This is a genomic window from Rhizobium sp. LARHSG275 (assembly GCF_052871115.1).
This window is the reverse complement of the sequence record NZ_JBIXJN010000002.1, coordinates 326,446-344,375: the sequence shown is the minus strand read 5'-3', so window position 1 is coordinate 344,375 and position 17,930 is coordinate 326,446. Positions and strand designations below refer to the sequence as shown.

The 17,930-nt window shown below is 61.4% G+C and carries 16 protein-coding genes; 4 read left to right on the top strand and 12 right to left on the bottom strand.

The window, feature by feature from the left end; translation table 11 throughout:
• Positions 1–11: 11 nt before the first annotated feature.
• Together ACIPSK_RS03635 and ACIPSK_RS03630 are read right to left on the bottom strand one after the other, a co-directional pair.
• The gene (locus ACIPSK_RS03635) at positions 12–1,271 is read right to left on the bottom strand and encodes an ABC transporter substrate-binding protein (protein ID WP_162118642.1); all 1,260 of its coding nucleotides are present in this window, start codon (positions 1,269–1,271) and stop codon (positions 12–14) included.
• A gap of 65 nt (positions 1,272–1,336) precedes the next feature.
• Positions 1,337–3,859 carry a hypothetical protein gene (locus ACIPSK_RS03630; protein WP_162118643.1) on the bottom strand — a complete coding sequence of 841 codons (2,523 nt, stop codon included), beginning with the start codon at positions 3,857–3,859 and terminating at the stop codon, positions 1,337–1,339.
• Between the two features lie 186 nt (positions 3,860–4,045).
• On the opposite strand from ACIPSK_RS03630, the gene ACIPSK_RS03625 reads away from it, so the two are divergent.
• Entirely contained in the window at positions 4,046–5,101 is a 1,056-nt protein-coding gene (locus ACIPSK_RS03625; protein ID WP_162118644.1) for a LacI family DNA-binding transcriptional regulator, read from the top strand.
• 227 nt (positions 5,102–5,328) lie between these two features.
• On the opposite strand, the gene ACIPSK_RS03620 is transcribed toward ACIPSK_RS03625, so the two are convergent.
• Genes ACIPSK_RS03620 through ACIPSK_RS03600 form a run of 5 tightly spaced genes read right to left on the bottom strand, consistent with a single transcriptional unit; the run spans position 5,329 to position 10,444 of the window.
• Positions 5,329–6,072 carry an ABC transporter ATP-binding protein gene (locus tag ACIPSK_RS03620; protein ID WP_162118645.1) on the bottom strand — a complete coding sequence of 248 codons (744 nt, stop codon included), beginning with the start codon at positions 6,070–6,072 and terminating at the stop codon, positions 5,329–5,331.
• Positions 6,069–6,914: an ABC transporter ATP-binding protein gene (locus ACIPSK_RS03615; RefSeq protein ID WP_162118646.1), complete on the bottom strand. Its 846-nt coding sequence runs from the start codon at positions 6,912–6,914 to the stop codon at positions 6,069–6,071. Before ACIPSK_RS03615 ends, ACIPSK_RS03620 begins: the two co-directional genes overlap by 4 nt.
• A complete protein-coding gene (locus ACIPSK_RS03610) occupies positions 6,901–7,803 on the bottom strand; it encodes an ABC transporter permease (protein WP_162118647.1) in 903 nt (300 codons plus the stop codon). The genes ACIPSK_RS03615 and ACIPSK_RS03610 overlap by 14 nt, the downstream gene beginning before the upstream one ends.
• Positions 7,800–8,828 (bottom strand): ABC transporter permease, encoded by a 1,029-nt coding sequence (locus ACIPSK_RS03605; protein ID WP_162118648.1) that lies wholly within the window; start codon positions 8,826–8,828, stop codon positions 7,800–7,802. The genes ACIPSK_RS03610 and ACIPSK_RS03605 overlap by 4 nt, the downstream gene beginning before the upstream one ends.
• 20 nt (positions 8,829–8,848) lie before the next feature.
• Entirely contained in the window at positions 8,849–10,444 is a 1,596-nt protein-coding gene (locus tag ACIPSK_RS03600; RefSeq protein ID WP_162118649.1) for an ABC transporter substrate-binding protein, read from the bottom strand.
• 134 nt (positions 10,445–10,578) lie between these two features.
• On the opposite strand from ACIPSK_RS03600, the gene ACIPSK_RS03595 reads away from it, so the two are divergent.
• From ACIPSK_RS03595 to kdgD, 3 genes are all read left to right on the top strand, one after another.
• Positions 10,579–11,289, top strand: coding sequence for a FadR/GntR family transcriptional regulator (locus tag ACIPSK_RS03595; protein WP_162118650.1), 711 nt, complete (start codon positions 10,579–10,581; stop codon positions 11,287–11,289).
• A 65-nt stretch (positions 11,290–11,354) separates the two neighbouring features.
• Complete coding sequence (locus tag ACIPSK_RS03590) at positions 11,355–12,329, top strand: mannonate dehydratase (protein ID WP_162118651.1); 975 nt, start codon at positions 11,355–11,357, stop codon at positions 12,327–12,329.
• 32 nt (positions 12,330–12,361) lie between these two features.
• A complete protein-coding gene (gene kdgD / locus ACIPSK_RS03585; RefSeq protein WP_162118652.1) occupies positions 12,362–13,288 on the top strand; it encodes a 5-dehydro-4-deoxyglucarate dehydratase in 927 nt (308 codons plus the stop codon).
• 68 nt (positions 13,289–13,356) lie between these two features.
• Here kdgD and ACIPSK_RS03580 read toward each other — a convergent pair whose 3' ends face one another.
• The 5 genes from ACIPSK_RS03580 to ACIPSK_RS03560 form a co-directional block, all read right to left on the bottom strand.
• Positions 13,357–13,935 (bottom strand): GFA family protein, encoded by a 579-nt coding sequence (locus ACIPSK_RS03580; protein ID WP_246709894.1) that lies wholly within the window; start codon positions 13,933–13,935, stop codon positions 13,357–13,359.
• A gap of 79 nt (positions 13,936–14,014) precedes the next feature.
• Positions 14,015–14,782: an alpha/beta hydrolase family protein gene (locus ACIPSK_RS03575; protein ID WP_162118653.1), complete on the bottom strand. Its 768-nt coding sequence runs from the start codon at positions 14,780–14,782 to the stop codon at positions 14,015–14,017.
• A gap of 201 nt (positions 14,783–14,983) precedes the next feature.
• Complete coding sequence (locus ACIPSK_RS03570) at positions 14,984–16,057, bottom strand: ABC transporter ATP-binding protein (RefSeq protein ID WP_162118654.1); 1,074 nt, start codon at positions 16,055–16,057, stop codon at positions 14,984–14,986.
• Positions 16,058–16,079: 22 nt separating this feature from the next.
• Positions 16,080–16,928: a carbohydrate ABC transporter permease gene (locus ACIPSK_RS03565; RefSeq protein ID WP_003539503.1), complete on the bottom strand. Its 849-nt coding sequence runs from the start codon at positions 16,926–16,928 to the stop codon at positions 16,080–16,082.
• Complete coding sequence (locus ACIPSK_RS03560) at positions 16,921–17,859, bottom strand: carbohydrate ABC transporter permease (RefSeq protein ID WP_162118655.1); 939 nt, start codon at positions 17,857–17,859, stop codon at positions 16,921–16,923. The genes ACIPSK_RS03565 and ACIPSK_RS03560 overlap by 8 nt, the downstream gene beginning before the upstream one ends.
• Between the last annotated feature and the right edge of the window lie 71 nt (positions 17,860–17,930).

Below are 17,930 nucleotides of genomic sequence, written 5' to 3'. Positions count from 1 at the left end.
CTGCTTTTCCGTCAGTTGCCGGCGACCTTGGCCTTGATGTCTTCGTCGATGCGGGCATAGGCGTCGTCGAGCTTCATTTCACCGGCGATCACCTGGCTGATGCGTGCGACGATGGCGCTGTAATAGGCATCCGACCACTTCCAGCCCGGCAGCTTCATGGCCGGTGCCGCCGTCTGTCCGGCCGCTTCCACGAAGGCCTTCAGCGCCGCCTGCACATGCGGATTGTCGGTCTTGAAGTCCAGCTGGCCGGAGGCGACGCCTTTGTGCGCCGGGATGAACAGGCTGCGCTCGGCAAATTCCTTCTGCACATCGGCGCTTGCCAGGTAATCCATCACCTTGGCGACATCTTTCGGGTTCTTCGTGTACTTGACGGCCACCAGACCCGCACCACCCTGCATGCCGGAGCATGCCACCGGGCCGCAGGGGCTTCCCGTCACGACCCAGTCGAAATTATCGCCGATCTTCTGGGCGAAGCCCGAAACCTGCCAGCTGCCGGAATAAAGATAGGCGAGGCCACCATTGATGAAGTCCTCGGCAGCAGAGCGGTAGGTTGAGCCGGCAGCACTCACCCAGACGTCCTTGTTGATGGTGCCCTCCTCGTTCCACTTGACGAAGCGGCTGAGGAAGTCCTTGGCGCCCTGATCGAGCGGCGCGGGCTTGCCGTCGGCGGCGATGTAGTTGGCGCCGTAGGAGATGTTCGGGCCGGAGACGCGGTGGCCGGAGCGGTCGATCGCCATGGCGAAGACCTTCTGGCTGTCGGCGACCTTCTTGGCTGCTGCCGCCCAGTCGTCCCAGGTGGCCTTCGGTCCGGGAATTTCGACGCCGGCCTGCTCGAACAGTGTCTTGTTGGCGAAGCCCCCGGTCAGCGTCAGCTGCGTCATGAAGCCGGTAATGGCATTTGAGCCATCGGGTCGCATCCAGTCAGCTTGGGCGCCGAAATTATCGTCCCAATATTTCGCGTCGCTGAGGTAGGGGCGCAGATCGAGCCAGTGCTGCGCCGGCGCCTTCAGGTTGGTGACACGGGCGATATCCGGCCCCTGCCCGGCTTCAAGCTGCACCGGCAGCTGTTCCTTGACGACATTGTAGGAGACTTCGTCGAGGATGACATTGACGTCGGGGTTGGCCTTCGAGAAGCGCGACAGCAGATCCTTGATCACCTCGCCTTCGCCGCCGTCGGAATACCACATGATGCGCACGTCGCCGGCATGGGCGGCAACGGAACTCAAGAGAACTGCAGCAAAAGCCGCGCCGATCGATTTCATTCTGGTCATTTTCTCCTCCTCTTGACCGATGAATTCCTGTGTCCGGCCGGTCCTCCACCTGCCGGACACGTCGTCTACGAGGCCGCGCGCCGAGGCTGCCTGCCCGGTATCTTCAGATGTACCGCGTCTCCCCGCACCGACCAGTCCGTCGGGCGAAGAATGCGGCCTTCGGCGCGCACGGTGCCGTTCTCTTCGAAGACGACCGGGCCATAATCCGGATCGTCGACGATCAAGGCGCCCTCGTCGTCGCGCCGGGCCGAAAGCGTGGCGAAACGCGCCTGCATGCCGTCAAGATCAGCCTCGCGCCCGAGATCGGAGAGACGGACGATCCAGCGGCCCTTGCGGCCGGCCAGGCGCAGCTCGATATCCGTCGTCGGCCCTTGCTTTACCGGCTCCAGCGCACCGTTGCCGATCAGCATCGCAATGCCGTCGCCCGAACGGGCGAGCGCCAGATTGCCGTCGACCACCGTGTCGTCGAAGGCCTCGAGCGGGTACCAGGCATGGGTGAAATCCGGCTGGCCCTCATGGATATCGAAATCGAGGATCGCCAGATCGCGATACTGATGCACGCGCGGCAGCGTTCCACAGCCACCCCAGAAGCTCGGCCGGCCATAACCGAACTGGATGGTTTCGCCGGGATGGTTGATCCAGATCTGCGCTTCCGGCCGGCTGCCCAGACGCAGGTGCAGCACGGTTTCCTGATAACCCCAAGCGCCGGGACGATAATGGGCGATCGTGCCGAGTGCGGTGTCACGGGTCTTGTAGTGATAGAGGGCGGCGAAACGGTTCTCGCCCTGGGAAAAGGTCCATTCCTGCGCATCGTCCGACTGGTGCGCGGCGATTTCGGCCAGCGCTTCTGGAAAACGCAGGCCATGATCGCGAATGCAGACGGCCAGCTGCGGCAAAGCGTGGACACGCCGGCCGTACCAGCCGCGACCCCAGAGCAGTCGGGCGATGGCGGAGAGTTCGACCGATCGGCCGGGGCGCAGCGTATGTTCGTAGGAACGGCCCTGGCTGCCGGTCAGCATGCCGTGATGGGCCGAGCGGGCAACGATCTCCATCAGGCGGACGATGCTGGCACTCGCCCGGCTGCGGATCTCCTCATCCGGCGCGCAGGCGGCAAGCGCCGTCAGCCCCTTGAGATCGATCGGGAAATAGGGAACGGAATTCCACTCGGCCATTTCCCAGCGCTCGAAATGATCGAGCCAGGCGCGGACACGCTCTTCGCCGACCCGCATCTGCTCGGTGCCGGTGCGGCCGGAGCGGACGAAAACGGCATCGGGGAACAGCCTGCCGCCGAGATAGGCGGCGGTATGGAAGAGAAGCGCGTGGTTTTCCGAGAAATACCACTGAACGTCGTTGCCGGGCTCATCCATCCAGTAGCGGTAATTGAGGACGGCGTGCTCGATCCTGTCGCGCAGCGCCGGTGATAGCAGATCGCTCCAGCGCGTATAGGCAAAGAGCAGCGGCACCAGCACGAAATCGGCGCAGTCGTGACAATCCTCGATGACCGGCAGCATGGCCGAGATCATCGCCTCGGTTTCCTCGCCGCCCTGCCCCAGCGCAAGACGGGCGAAAGCACAGACCGTATCGGGTTCGGAATGGGCGGCAACCTCGGCCAGCGCCTCGGCGACGCGGTCCTCAAGGGCGGCGGGTGCCTCCCCCTGGCGCTCGGGATGACAGATCTCGACGCCGAGCGTGCGACTGAGCGAAAGCGCGCCTGTTGTGAAGGTGATGCGGAAATGGCGGAAATCGGCGGGCATATCAGCCGAGGTTCCGAGCGCCAGTTTCGTTGCTCCCGCTTCCAGTTCGAAATCATAATCGAACCGCTCGATCGACATGAAGTCGCCTTCGATCTCGACATGGCTGCTTAGCGCCACCGGCAGCGGCGCGGGGAAAAGGATGGTCACGTCTTCGCCGAGATAGGCGGTGCGGTCGAAGCGCATGCCTTCGAGGATCGCCTCCAGCGCATCCGCATTACCGGCGGCAACGGGAACAGGCAGGGCAGTTTCAACTTCCGGCCCCTCGACATAATCCAGCTGGAAATAGAAACGGGCGTCGCGCTCGGCGAGATCGTCGAAATAGACGCGGATCTCGTTGAGGCCGGCGACCAGATCGACCTCGAAGAGCTGCTGGGCTTCGAGATTGCGCTCATAAGGCGCCATGAAGCCCTGCTCGCGGCCATTGACGAAGAGGATCGCGCCGCCGCAGGTCGACAGGCGAAGCGTGGCAGACCCCGCCGAGCGGGCATCGAGGAAGGTGCGCGCCCAGCAGCCGATGCGTGTCGGGCGAAACCAGAAGCCGGAAAGATCGACGCGCGGGGAGGCAAAAGGAAGCCACCAGCGGACGGCCCCGAATTCGGCAGTCGGCTGCGGCCGTCGGCCGGAGAAGGATTTTTTGAATTCGGTGCGGCAGGGATATTCATGCGGGATGAAATTCTTCGTCTTGGTGACGAAGAAGAACGGATCCATGCTGCCTTCCATCGGACGATCGGCGACGTCGTAGCGCTGCTGCCACAGATGGGCGAGCTGCCAGTAGACGATCGGGCTGGCCTTCGCCGCTGAACGGCGGAGATGGGATTGCTGCTCAGCGGTCATGCTTCAGCCCGCTCAAGCCTTGGAACGCCGGGTAAAACACCGACGCTTGGACTGGCCGTCTAGCCACATTTCAAAGCCTCCCTGCTCTGCCGCTTGTCGCGGACTCCTCAAGGACAATTGTGCATAGGCATTCCATTTGCGCAATCTGAAAGATTTTTGCATAGTAGCTGGGAGCGAGGAGACGACATGGCGGCGGAAGAGAAAAAAGGCAGGCGGACACGCCTCGACGACATTGCTGCCAGATGCGGCGTCTCGATCAGCACGGTGTCTCGTGCGCTGGCCGGCGAAAAGGGCGTCAGGCCGGAGATCCGCAAGCTGGTGCTGGAAACGGCAAGTGCGGTCAGCTACGCCCTGCCGGCGAGCGTTGCCGGCAAGAAGGTCATGCTCGTCGCCTCCGGCGCAGCGATGATCGACTATGTCCGCAACCAGTTTACGCTCTATGTGCTCGAAGGGTTGAATGCGCGCGCAGCCGCCCTCGGCATCGAACTGGCGATGCGCTCGGTCGCCGACAAGGGGGATGAAGCCCGCGTCGTCGCCGAGATGCGTGATGATCCGAGTTTTGGCGGCATGCTGATCCTGACCGTCGATGAAGAGGACATGCTGGCGGCGGCCGCCGATCTCGGAAAGCCCGTCGTGCTGGTCAACAGCGACGATCCCTATATGCGGCTTTCGAGTGTTACGCCCTGCAACCGCTCGGCCGCCTTCATCGCCGCCGAGCGGCTGATCAAGGCGGGACATCAACGCATCCTGTTCATGCTGAGGCCGGGTCGGCGGACGATCGAGCGGCGCCTGGAAGGCTGGCGCGATGCCATGCAGCATCATGGGCTGACGGCCGATGCCGATCTGGTGCTCGAGGTCGACGACTGGTTGCCGGAACTCGGCGCCGAAGCCGTCACCCGTCTTATCCGCGAGAAAGGCCTCTCCTTCACCGCCATCCTGACGGCTGGCGACAGTCTGGCCAACGGCGCGGTGCGCGGACTGCAGTCGATGGGTTATGCCGTGCCGCAGGACATCTCGGTGATGGGCATAGACGACCTGCCACAGTCGGCCTTTCTCAATCCGCCGCTATCGACGGTGCATATTCCGATGCGCGAACTCGGCGCCACCGCGCTCGATCTGCTGCGCGACATGATGCTCGGCCTTGCCGTCCCGCGGCGGCGAGTCGAGCTTGCCTGCCATCTTGTCGAAAGGGGCAGCGTTGCAGCGGTCAGGCATGTACCTGTCGTAACGGAAGGTCGCTGAGGACACGCGATATCTCGGCCAAGAGATCGCAGAGACCGCCCCTCATCCGGCTGCCGCCACCTTCTCCCCGCTCGCGGGGCGAAGGGACCCCCGCCGCAACCTCTCCGTTCCTCTCCCTCCACCTCTCGTGTGGCACGTCCCCTCGCCCCGTTTACGGGGAGAGGGTTAGGGTGAGGGGCAACCATTAGCGCAAACCGGGCAATTCCACGCCACCGCGATCGAGGACATCAAGCCTCCATAAAACTCGCCTCAAACAGCTCGCGCGCATAGGCATCGTGGGTGATACCGGCCTGCAGATCCTCCCTGGTGAGTTCGTCGACGAAGCAACCGTTCTTCATGATCAGCACCCGGTCGCACATATGAGTAATGACCGCGAGGTCGTGGCTGACAAGCAGATAGGTCAGGCCCTTTTCCTCGCGTTGGTCGGCCAGCAGGTTGAGGATTTCGGCCTGGACCGAGACATCGAGCGCCGAGGTCGGCTCGTCGAGCAACAGGATGGGCGGCGACAGGATCAGGGCCCGGGCGATTGCCACCCGCTGCCGCTGGCCGCCGGAAAGCTCGTGCGGAAAACGGTTTGCGAAGCTCGCCGGCAAACCGACCTGGATCAGTGCCTTTTCGACCTTCGACCAGATCTCGGAATGGCCCATCGCGCGCAGCGGTTCCGCCAGGGCGGTGCCGATACGATGGCGCGGATGCAGGGATCCGTAAGGGTCCTGAAACACCATCTGGGCAAATTTCAGCTCCTCGCGGGAGCGCTTCTTGCCGATCGGTTTGCCGCCAAGCTCGATGTGACCGGTCCAACCGGCCTCCATGCCGGCGAGGCAACGCAGCACCGTCGATTTGCCGCATCCTGATTCACCGACAATGCCGAGCGTCTCCCCCTGGCCGACCTGAAAACTGATGCCCTTGACGACATGGTTGCTTGATTTGCCGGAGGCAAAGACGACATCAAGGTCACGCACATTGATCATTGCGCCATCTCCAGATCGAGTTTCGTCCTGTCGAGGACCGCGAGCCGGCGAACCGGATTCCTCGGGTCGGGCAGCGCAGCGATCAGCCCACGGGTATAGGGATGACTGGCGTCCTCGAGACTGGTCAGCGTTTCCACGATCCGGCCGGCATACATGACGATGATGCGCTCGCAAAAGGCTGCCACCATGCGTATGTCATGGCTGATCAACAGCAGCCCGGAATTGTTCTCGCGGACCAGTTCATCGAGCAACAGCAGCACGTCCTTGCGGACGCTGACATCAAGCGCCGAGGTCGGCTCGTCGGCGATGACAAGCTTCGGCCGCGCCAGCAGCATCATGGCGATCATCACGCGCTGGCCCATGCCGCCCGAGATCTGATGCGGATAAAGCGCCATGACCCGATCCGGATCGCTGATGCGCACGCGCTCCAGCATGGCGCGGGCAGCCTCATGCGCCTGTTTCTTGTGAAGACCGAGGTGAAGGCGGGCGGCTTCGGCGATCTGCTTGCCGATCGAGAGCACCGGATTCAGCGAATAGCGCGGATCCTGCATGATCAGCGCGACGTCCTTGCCGCGAAGCGCTCCCATCTGACGCTCGCTCTTTGCAGGCAACGAACTGCCGGCGAGATCCAGGCGTTCGGCCGAGACCACCGCGGCCGGCGGCAGAAGGCGCATGATGGCGCGACCGGTCGTCGATTTGCCGGAACCGGATTCTCCGACGATCCCGACGCGTTCGCGCCCGACGTCGAAACTGACATTGGAGACGGCGGGCACGGCGCCTCGGCCGAAACGGACGCTCAAACCTTCGACGGAAAGAACGGGCTGCAGATCACGATCTTGCATGGCGAGGATCCAGAATGTCGCGCAGAGCATCTCCGGCGATGTTGAAGGCAAGGCTGGTGAGGAGGATGGCGATACCCGGCATCACGGCAACCCACCAATAATCGAGCATGAACTTGCGGCCGCTGGAGATCATCGCGCCCCATTCCGGCGCCGGCGGCTGGGCGCCAAGCCCGAGAAAGCCAAGCGAAGCGGCCGTCAGAATGATACCCGCCATGTTGAGCGTCAGGCGAACGATGACGGACGGGACGCACATCGGGGCGATATAGAGGAGAAGAATGCGCATCGGCGAGGCGCCATAAAGGCGGGCGGCGACCACATAATCGGCGTTTCTGACGACAAGCGCCTCGGCGCGCGCGAGTCTGGCAATCGGCGGCCATGCGGTCAGCGAGATCGCGATGATTGCGGTAGTCAATCCGGCGCCGAGTGCCGCAGCAAAAGCCAGAGCCAGGATCAGTGACGGGAACGACAGAACGATATCGGTGGCGCGCATCAGCAGCGCATCGGTGCGCCCGCCGAAGAAGCCGGCGACAACGCCGATCAACAGGCCGATCGGCCCAACGATCGACGAGATCGACAGCACGGTCTGGATGGTGATGCGCGTGCCGAAGATGAGCCGGCTCAAGATGTCGCGGCCGAATTCGTCCGTGCCTGCCAAGTGCGCGAGGCTCGGCGGCTGCAACGCATCGCCAAGCGCCTGTATCGCCGGATCGTAAGGCGCCAGCAGCGGCGCGAAGATCGCGATCAAGCAAAGCAGACCGAGGATGACAAACCCTCCAAGACCAAGCGGCTCGGCCGCCAATTTGCGGCCGGCGCGCGCAAACGACGCCGCGACACGGGTCGACATACTTGGAGGGCGGATCTGAATTTCGCTGCGGATAACATCGCTCATCGGGCGGCCTCCCGCATGCGCGGATCAAAGACGGCGTAAGCGACGTCGGCCAGGAAGTTCAACAACATGAAAATGAATCCCACAATGATGGTGCCGGCGACGATGGCGTTCATGTCGCCGATCATCAGCGCGTTGGTCATGTACTGGCCAATGCCCGGCCAGGAGAAAACGATCTCGGTCACGACAGCGCCTTCGAGCAGACCGCCATAGGAAATGGCGAGAATGGTGATCAGCTGCACCGCAATGTTCGGTAGCACATGGCGCCAGATCGTGCCGAGCGGGCTCACACCCTTGGCTCGGGCCGCGATGACATAATCCTGGCTCAACTGCTCCAGGGTGAAGCTGCGCGTCATGCGGGTGATGTAGGCCATCGCCGCATAGGCAAGGATGACGGCTGGCAGAATGATATGGCCGAGCGCATTCCAGAAGACTTCCGTCTCGCCCTGCAGCAGGCTGTCGATCAACAACAGCCCGGTTTGCGGCGTGACGAGGCCTTCGTAAAAGACATCGATCCGACCCGGCCCACCGACCCAATTGAGGCCGGCGTAGAAGATGACGAGGCCGACGATGCCGAACCAGAAAACCGGGATCGAATGACCGACGAGCGCGACCACGCGCGCCGTCTTGTCGATGAAGCTGTCGCGAAAGAGTGCTGCGACCAGCCCCAGCGGGACACCGACGAAGGTCGAAATGATCACCGCCAGCGTTGCCAGTTCGAATGTCGCCGGAAACGCCTGGGCAAGATCCGAAGAGACGGGATTACCGGTGAGGACGGCCGTGCCGAAATCACCATGCGCCAAGCCATTCAGATAGAGGAAAAACTGCTGATAGATCGGCAGATCGAGCCCCAGGCGCGCCCGCATCGCCGCATAGGCAGCGGGATCGGCGAGCTCGCCGACGATTGCGCCGACCGGATCGGTGGGCAAGACGCGGCCGATCACGAAGGTCACACATAAGAGGATGAACAGGCTGACCAGCAAATGCGCCAGGCGTCGGCCAAATTCGGCTACGGAGAGTTCCTTCATGATCGGCTGTCCTGGGAGTATTACTGGGTTTCGACTTTGGTCACGTTCTCGAGACGCGTCAGCTGAGACGGATGCCCCACATATCCCTCGACCTTGCTATTGAGGACGATCGGCTCAAAGCGCTCGAAGAGCGGAAGCACCGCCGGCTTCTGTTCGACGAACATCTTCTGCATCTGAACATAGAGTTCGCCACGTTTCTTGGCGTCCGGCTCCATCGACGCCTTGGCCGTCAGGGCCGTGAGTTCCGGGATGTCCCAGGCCGAGCGCCAGACGAAATTGCCGGCATTGTTGGCTTCCTTCGAGTTGTCCGGATTGGAGGAAAACTGCTCCATCGAGCCAAGCACGTTCGGCATATAGGCGCTGGTCTGCGGGATCAGCAGATCGAAATCCCTGGCGCGATGGGCGGCGATGATTTCCGAACCGTTGCCCTGCTGGATGTCGATCTTGATGCCAATTTGAGCAAGCGATGCCTGGATGGCGGTGGCCAGATCGATGCGCGGCGTTTGCGCGATGGTCTTCAGCGTCAGCGAAAAGCCGTCCTTGAAGCCTGCCTCGCTCAGCAGCTGCTTGGACTTTTCGACATCGAGATGCCAATCGGGGTTGGGGATGGCGTACTCGAAATTCTCCGGAACGGGAACGTTTCTCGCCCGGCCGTAAGGGCCCATGATCGTCTTTTCGATGCCCTTGTAGTCGATGCCGTAGGCGATGGCTTCGCGAACCTTCGGATTGGCGAGGTATTTGTTGCCGGCATTCATCGACAGAACGTAGAAACCACCCGTCGGAATACGCTGGATGGCAAAGCCCTTCTTGTTCTGGAACGTCGCGAGATCCGAGGCGGTCAAGGCGCTGGCAATATCGATATCGCCGCGTTCGAGCATCAGCCGCTCGACCTGGCTTTCAGGCACATGCCGGACGATGACGCGGCGCATCTTCGGCACGCCGGCCATATAGTCCTTGTTGGCGTCGAGGATCACCAGTTCGTTCGGAGACCAGCGATTGAGGGTGAACGGACCGGAGCCGGCAGAATGCGTTCGCATCCAGGCATTTCCGTAGTCGTTGTCGACGGCATGGCTCTCGACCTCGACGCTGTCGACCACGCTGGTGGTGGTCGTCGTCAGCCGGTAGAGCAGAAGCTCCGCCGTCACCTGGTCGGAGAGATCAATCCGCACCGTCTGGTCGTCGACGGCCTTGACGAGCTTTTCGACATTGTCCTTGTCGTAGCCGACGCGCTTGAGGTTGGCGGCGGCGGCCTGGTCCATCTTCAGGAGCCGCGCCAGCGAGTAGACGACATCCTTCGAGGTGACCGGGTTGCCGGAGGCGAAATTGGCCTTGCGCAGCGTAAAGGTGATGCCCTTGTCGTCCACCTTCCAGCTTTCCGCCAGCTGCGGAAGGATCTTACCATCAGCCGTACTGGCGACCAGCCGATCGTACAGATTCGACATGATCTCGACCGCCTTGCCTTCGGTCGCCTGCTGCGGATCGAGCGACAGAACCTGCGCGAGCGAAGTGCCGACCACCAGCTGGTCCTGCGGCGTGGCGGCCTGCATCTGCGGTGCAGCGATCGTCAGGGCGCCGATGACGGCACCGACGAACAAGCTCTTAGAAAAATGCTTCATTGTCACTCCTCCCTGGATTACTATAGGAAACATATTATGTCGCCAGTATGTCGTATTATGATTTAACGAAGTCTGATAGGATTGACAAGACCCGGGCGGCAGAGACTTGGTGGGAAGGGATTGGGGAAGCCGAAATGACGACACTCAGCCGGGGCCGGCAAAGACTGGCGCAACAGGTTATCGATCAGCTGCGGGCGCAAATCGAGACGGGAAAGCTGCGCGTCGGCGACCAGCTGCCGACCGAGCCGCAGCTTGAAGCGACATTCGGCGTCAGCCGCACCGTGGTGCGCGAGGCGATTGCGGATCTGAGGTCGGCTGGCTTCGTCAAGCCGATCCAGGGCAAAGGCGTCTTTGTCGCGGATCCGAAGGCGCATTCGGTCCTGTCGCTAACGCCGGTGGAGATCAAAAGCATTCCAGAAACCCTGGAATTGCTGGAGTTTCGCATGGCGGCCGAGGGTGAAGCGGCGGCAATTGCTGCTTATCGCCGCACGGCCGAGCAAGAGGCAGCAATCCGCGACGCCAACCGCAGAATGGCGCACCTGATCGAAACCGGACAGCAAACGGTGGAAGCGGATTACGCCTTTCACATGGCGATTGCTGCCGCCACGAACAATCGATTCTATGTCGATGTCCTACGCCATTTCGGCCCCAGAGCCATCCCCCGCGGCCAGTTTCCGACGCTGCCGGAAGCCAACGACCGCGACTATCTTCAGAAGGTTTATGCCGAACATGTCGAGATCCTCTCGGCAATCGCCGATCAGGATCCCGAACGCGCCCGCCAGGCGATGCGCGCCCATATGCTGGCCAGCCAACGCCGCTACCGCATGCTCGCCGAGCAGCAATAGGGCTCGACACCCTTCAAAATTCATATTATGTCATATGACATTGTGTAATTTCGAAAGAGACTCAAATGTATCTGGGAACACAGGTCGCAGCGCGGGATGACGACGATTATCGTATCTTCGCGCAACTGGGTGTGAAGCATATCAACGCCGACCCGCCGGGAAAGCCGAGCAACTGGACGCTGTCCGATCTCGAGCGCCATCGCGACAAGGTCGAAAGCTTCGGCCTGATCCTCGACATGATCCAGTTGCCCCTGCCCTCGCAGCCGATCGAGAAGGCGTCCTATCCCGATATCCTGCTTGCCGGCCCCGAGCGCGACAGACAGATCGATGCCGTCTGCAAACTGATCGAGAATGCCGCCGCCGCCGGCATTCCTGCGGTGAAGTACAATCTCAACCTGATCGGCATTCCCCGTACGCCGGATGAGCCGGGACGCGGCGGATCGCTGAATGCGAGCTTCCGATGGGACAAGACGGACCAGCAGGCCGAGCCCGGCCTTGCCGGCGTGCTTTCGGAAGACGAAAACTGGGAGCGGATCGACTATTTCCTGGAACGCGTCGTTCCCGTTGCTGCAAGCAACCGCGTCCGGCTCGCCTGCCATCCGCACGATCCCTATACGCCGCCGGGTTATCGCGGCGTCACGCGGGTGCTGGGTACGGTGGAAGGCCTGAAGAAATTCGTGCTGATGCGCGAAAACCCCTATCACGGCCTCAATTTCTGCCAGGGTTCGATCGGCGAGATGCTGGAAAATCCCGGCGAGGAAATCGACGATGTCATCCGCTGGTTCGGCCAGCGCGGCAAGATCTTCAATGTTCATTTCCGCAATATTCGCGGCGGCAAGCTGTCCTTCATGGAAACCTTCCCTGAAGAAGGCGACATGGACATGGTCCGCTCGGCCAGGATCTACAAGGAGGTGGGCTTCAAATACATGCTGATGCCCGACCATGTGCCGACCGTCAGCGGCAAGGATCCAACCGCCACCGCATTTGCCTTCTGCTACGGCTATATCGCGGCACTTCTGCAAGTGCTCGAGAGCGAGTGAGCCGGTTTTCAACACCTAAGAAATAGGACTTCATGATGAACCCGATTGAATTGAAGAAGGCCGTCGGTAGTGGCCTCCTGTCGTTTCCGGTGACCCATTTCGACGATCACCTCAAATTCGACGAAGCCAAGTACCGCCGTCATGTCGAGTGGCTTTCCGGTTATGACGCTGCTGCGCTGTTTGCAGCCGGCGGTACCGGGGAGTTCTTCTCTCTCAATCCGGCCGAGATTCCGCAGGTGATCCGGGCAGCCAAGGCGTCGGCGGGCAAGACGCCGATCATTTCGGGAACCGGCTACGGCACCTCGCTCGCCATCGAGATCGCAGTCGCGGCCGAGAAGGCCGGCGCCGACGGGCTGCTGCTGCTGCCGCCCTATCTGATATTTGCCGAACAGGCGGGTCTCATCGCCCACGTCAAGGCGGTCTGCCAATCGGTCGGAATCGGCGTCATCGTCTATAACCGGGACAACGCCGTCCTGACCGCCGACAGCATCGCGCGCCTGGCGGAGGAATGCCCGAACCTGATCGGCTTCAAGGACGGCGTCGGCGATGTCGACAAGGTGATCGAGATCACCACCCTGCTCGGCGACCGTCTCGTCTATGTCGGCGGCATGCCGACCCACGAGGTTTATGCCCAGGCCTATTTTGCAGCTGGCGTGACCACCTATTCATCGGCCGTCTTCAACTTCGTGCCCGCGCTTGCCCAGCGCTTTTACGGCGCCTTGCGCACCGGCGACCAGGCAACCGTCGACGAGATCCTGAAGAGCTTCTTCTTCCCCTTCGTCGCCTTGCGCAACCGCAAGAAGGGATATGCCGTCTCCATCATCAAGGCCGGCCTTCGCGTCCTCGGGCAGAATCCCGGCCCCGTGCGCCCACCTCTGACGGATCTTTCCCAGGAAGAGCTCGCGCTATTGGAAAAGATCGTCCAGGCAAACGGAGTCACACGGATTGCGGCGGAATAGTACAGCGCGGCTGCAGGCCGCCGGGCTGCCCGGCGGCTGTCCGTGCACCTCTTGAACGTAGGCCGTTGCTATCGCTGGTTTCCGGCGCGACGGCCTTTCGGAATAGCGGCAACGGACAGCGCCGCACTGGCAACTGCCGAATAGGGCTCAGCCATCACACCCCTCGCCGCCCATGAAGTGGTATCGTGATCGGGGTGCTGGTTGTTGCTCTCCTTGATCGCCGCGGCCCAGTCGGCGCCGTTGTTTTCGGTCGCACCGGTATTTTCTATGCCCGTGATCGTATCAAACCATCCAACCATGTTCTCGGTGCAGGTATTGGCAAGCGGCGAGAAGGCGTGCGGATCGTCAAGCGAACCGATCATCAGGTTGGTGCGACCGTTTTCGAGGTGGTGGAAGAACAATGGCGTGCCGCAATTGGCGCAGAAGCCGCGCTCGACAAGCTCCGAGCTCTTCCAGACGCTCGGCTTGCCGCGTGTCCAGGTAAGCGCATCATCGGGCGCGGCGACGAGCGCGGCAAAGATGTTGCCCGAGGCTTTCTGGCACATGCGGCAATGGCAGAGATGCGAATTGTCAAACATAGCGGTTGCGTGGTAGCGCACGGCACCGCACTGGCAGCCACCGCTCACCTCCATCTCGTTGCGTTTCATTTTTCTCCTCCTTCAAGAGGCGGGTTTGGGCTTAATCTCTTTTAGGTTTTCGTCACTTTCCCGAAGCTGTTACGCTGCCCTAGTGGTACGTCACGACGGGATTGAACACCCTTTGCAGGAAGGGCCTGAGAGCTCCCTGCATGTGGTTCCTTGGAATTTGATGTCCACACTCAAAGACGTGAAGCGTCGCCAGGACTCCGGCATTGGACAGAGCTTTTGAGAATAGTTCGGCTTGGGCAACAGGAGCACGGTCGTCATGCTTTCCATGCAGCAACAGCGTCTCAGACCGAACTTCGGGCGCATAATGCAATGCAGAGCGAGCCAGAAAGGCCTCTCTCGATAGGCCCGCCTCTTTCTCGATAGCCCACCGCAAACCGTCTGAACTCTCGTGATAGGCGGCTTCAAGATCGTAGACGCCGCTGGATAGAATGACTGCTCGCAGATCAGGAACCTGGGTGGCGACCATGGCCGATGCAACGGCACCACGACTGTTTCCATTGAGAACAATTCGATTTGGATCGACGGAAGGCTGGCCCCGCAGGAAGGCGAGAGCAGCGATGATCGCTTGCTGGGTTTTGGGGCCGCAGAAATCTGGAGGGCCGTCTGACGCCCCAAAACCGGGCTGCGAGACTGCCGCAGCAGTGATATTCAAACGAGAACAGAACCGAAGCAACGCGCCGCTGTCGACCGCCTCTATCCCTCCAAGCAGACGGCCACCCTGATTGCCGTGGACAAATAGGATTGCTCCTGCGGGCGCTTCGCTTGCGGCTTGAGCTTGAAAAAGCTCAACCGTGGCTCCGTCACCCCGGTCAATGAGATGTCGAGTTACTACCGGCATAACCACCATCAGGTTTTCGCGTGCCGGACAGACAATAGTGCAACTTGTGGCATTGGCAACGTCCGGTGGCGGCGGAAATCGTTGAGAAACCAGATGGATTAACCGCTCATCCGTCCGTTTCGGTCTTTTGAGCAGGGGAGAAGAGGATGTGCCTACCCTTCCCGTTCCCGCTCGTCGACGTAAATCGGACAGCCGTGGGACAAGTGGCGCCTACAGCGCCACGCCGGTGCCTCGGTCAAACACGTGCACCTGATCGCTGGTGATGCTTGCCTCGAAAACGGCGCCGTAACGGGCGGGGTATTCGCCGTCGACGATGGCGGTCACCTGCTGTCCGGCGAGATCGAAGACGACATGGGTCTGGGCGCCCGTCGGTTCCACCAGCATCGTCCGGCCGGCGAGCGGCGTGCCGGCGGCGACACCTGGAATGAGATGTTCGGGGCGCAGGCCGATGGTGATGGACTGGCCGGCCTTGACCTTACGGTCCGGCGCGATGCGGATTGCCGTGCCGTCGCTAAGACGAGCAGCAGGCTCACCATTTTCGCCGTCGACCGTGCCTTCGAGCATGTTCATCGCCGGCGATCCGATGAAGGCGGCGACGAAGAGATTGGCGGGTTTCCTGTAGAGTTCGAGCGGCGTCCCCTGCTGCTCCACCCTGCCCTGATTGAGCACGACGATGCGGTCGGCAAGCGTCATCGCTTCGATCTGGTCGTGGGTGACATAGATCGAGGTCGTCCTGACCTTCTGGTGCAGCGTCTTGATCTCCGAGCGCATCTGCACGCGGAGTTTCGCATCGAGGTTGGACAGCGGCTCGTCGAACAGGAAGACGGCGGGATTGCGCACGACGGCACGGCCCATGGCGACGCGCTGGCGCTGGCCGCCGGAAAGCTGGGCCGGCTTGCGGTCGAGCAGATTGCCGAGATCCAGCATGCGGGCGGCTTCGGCCACCCGGGCTTCGATCTGCGGTTTGGCAACGCCGGCGAGCTTCAGATTGAAGCCCATGTTTTCAGCAACCGTCATGTGCGGATAGAGCGCGTAGGATTGGAAGACCATGGCGATGTTGCGTTCGCGCGGCGTCATGGCGTTGACGACCTTGCCGCCGATGGCGATCTCACCATCGGTGATCTCCTCAAGGCCGGCGATCATTCTGAGCAGTGTCGATTTTCCGCAACCGGACGGCCCGACGAGGGCGACGAATTCGCCATCCTCAATATGAAGCGAGATGCCGTGAATAACGTCGATGGCGCCATAGGTCTTGCTGATATCCGTGAGTTCAACGGATGCCATGATTGCACTCCAACGGTTCGGCTCAGGACTTCACGGCGCCGGCGGTCAGACCGGCGATGATGTGTCTCTGGGCGACGAAAAAGACGATGATGGTGGGAAGGATGGTCAGCGTGATGAAGGCCAGCACCAGCTGCCATTCCGTGCCGTACTCGCCGCGATAGACCATGATGCCGAGCGGCCAGGGATATTTCGATTCCGAGTTCAGCATGATCAGCGGCAGGATGTAGCTGTTCCAGCTGCCGACGAAGGAAATGATGCTGACGGTGGCGACGATCGGGCGGGAGAGCGGCAGCGAGATATGCCAGAAGAAGCGGAGATAACCGCAGCCGTCGACGAAGGCCGCCTGAAACAATTCTTCCGGAAGATTGCGGAAATAGTTTCGAAACAGCAGGATGCTCATGCCGAGACCGAAAGCCACCTGCGGCAGCACCACGCCCCAATAGGTATCGAGCAGGCCGAGATCGCGGATGCGAATGAACAGCGGCAGGATCGCGGTCGCCGCCGGAAACATCAGGCCGAGCAGGAAATAATTCAGTAGGAAGGACGATCCGAAAAAGCGGACATGGGCAAAGGCGAAAGCCGCCATCGACGAGACGATCAGCGTCAGGAGGACGGTGAGCGACGCGATCACCAGCGAATTGCCGATCTGCAGCCAGTAGCGTTCACCGAAGAGAATATCTGTGTAGTTCGCCCATTGCCACTCCGTCGGCAGGCCGAAGGGATTGGTGCGCAGGTCGCCCAGCGTCTTGAAGCCACCGAGTGCGGTCGTCAGCAGCGGTACGAGCACGATCGCGGCAATCAGGCTCAGCGACACGTAGAGATAGACGCGCGTTGACGTGCTCATGCGGATGGAAGAGCTCATATCAGTCATGGCGCATGAATATCCTTTTGTAACCGAAGGCGAGCGTCACGCAGATGATGAAGAGCACGACGCCGACGGCGCTGCCGAGGCCGACCTGCATGCGCATGACACCATAGGTGTAGAGGAAGGTGACCATCGTCTGGGTGGAGTTGGACGGCCCGCCGCCGGTCAGCGGCATGATCATGTCGAAGAGTTGCAGCGAGCCGACGACGGCAAAGAATATGGAAAGACGCAAGGTCGAGCCGAGCAGCGGCAGCGTCACGTAACGGAATTTCTGCCAGCCGGTGGCGCCGTCGATTTCGGCGGCCTCCAGCACGCTCTTGTCGACGGATTGCAGGCCGGCGATGAACAGCATCATGTGGAAACCGAAATATTTCCAGACGATAACGCCAAGCACGGCATAGATCGCCACGTCCTTGTCGGCGAGCACGTAAGGGTTGGCGAAGCCGAAGAAGTTGGAAACGGCGGCAAACAGGCCATAGTCGCCATCATAGACAAAGCGCCAGATGAGGCCCGCGGCAACGTCCGCCAGCACATAGGGCAGGAAGAAGATCAGGCGGTAACCGACGACACCCGGAATGCGGTGCGCCAGCATGGTCGCCAGCCAGATGGCGAGCGGCACCTGGATGCAGATCGAGATCACGATGATCAGGCCGTTATTGACCAGCGCCTGGGTGAAGGCCGCATTGCGGAACAGAACTTGGAAATTACGCAGCGCGATGAACTCGGTCGGCGTGCCATAGCCGTTCCACTTGTAGAGGCTATACCAGGCCGCCTCGCCCATCGGCATTATGACGAAGAGCGTGAAGAGCAGCAGCGCCGGCGGCAGAAAGATGAGCAGCACCGTCAGCCGGTCATGGGCGACCGAGCTTTTCCGGTTTGCGGCCCGTCTTGCCGGCCTCGCGGCCGATGTCACCGAGGGTACTGAAATATTGGCCATGGGTCCTGCTTTCGTTCGTCGGCAGCAATGCCGGCGCTCCACTTGATCGAGAGCGCCGGGAAGGCTCTGCG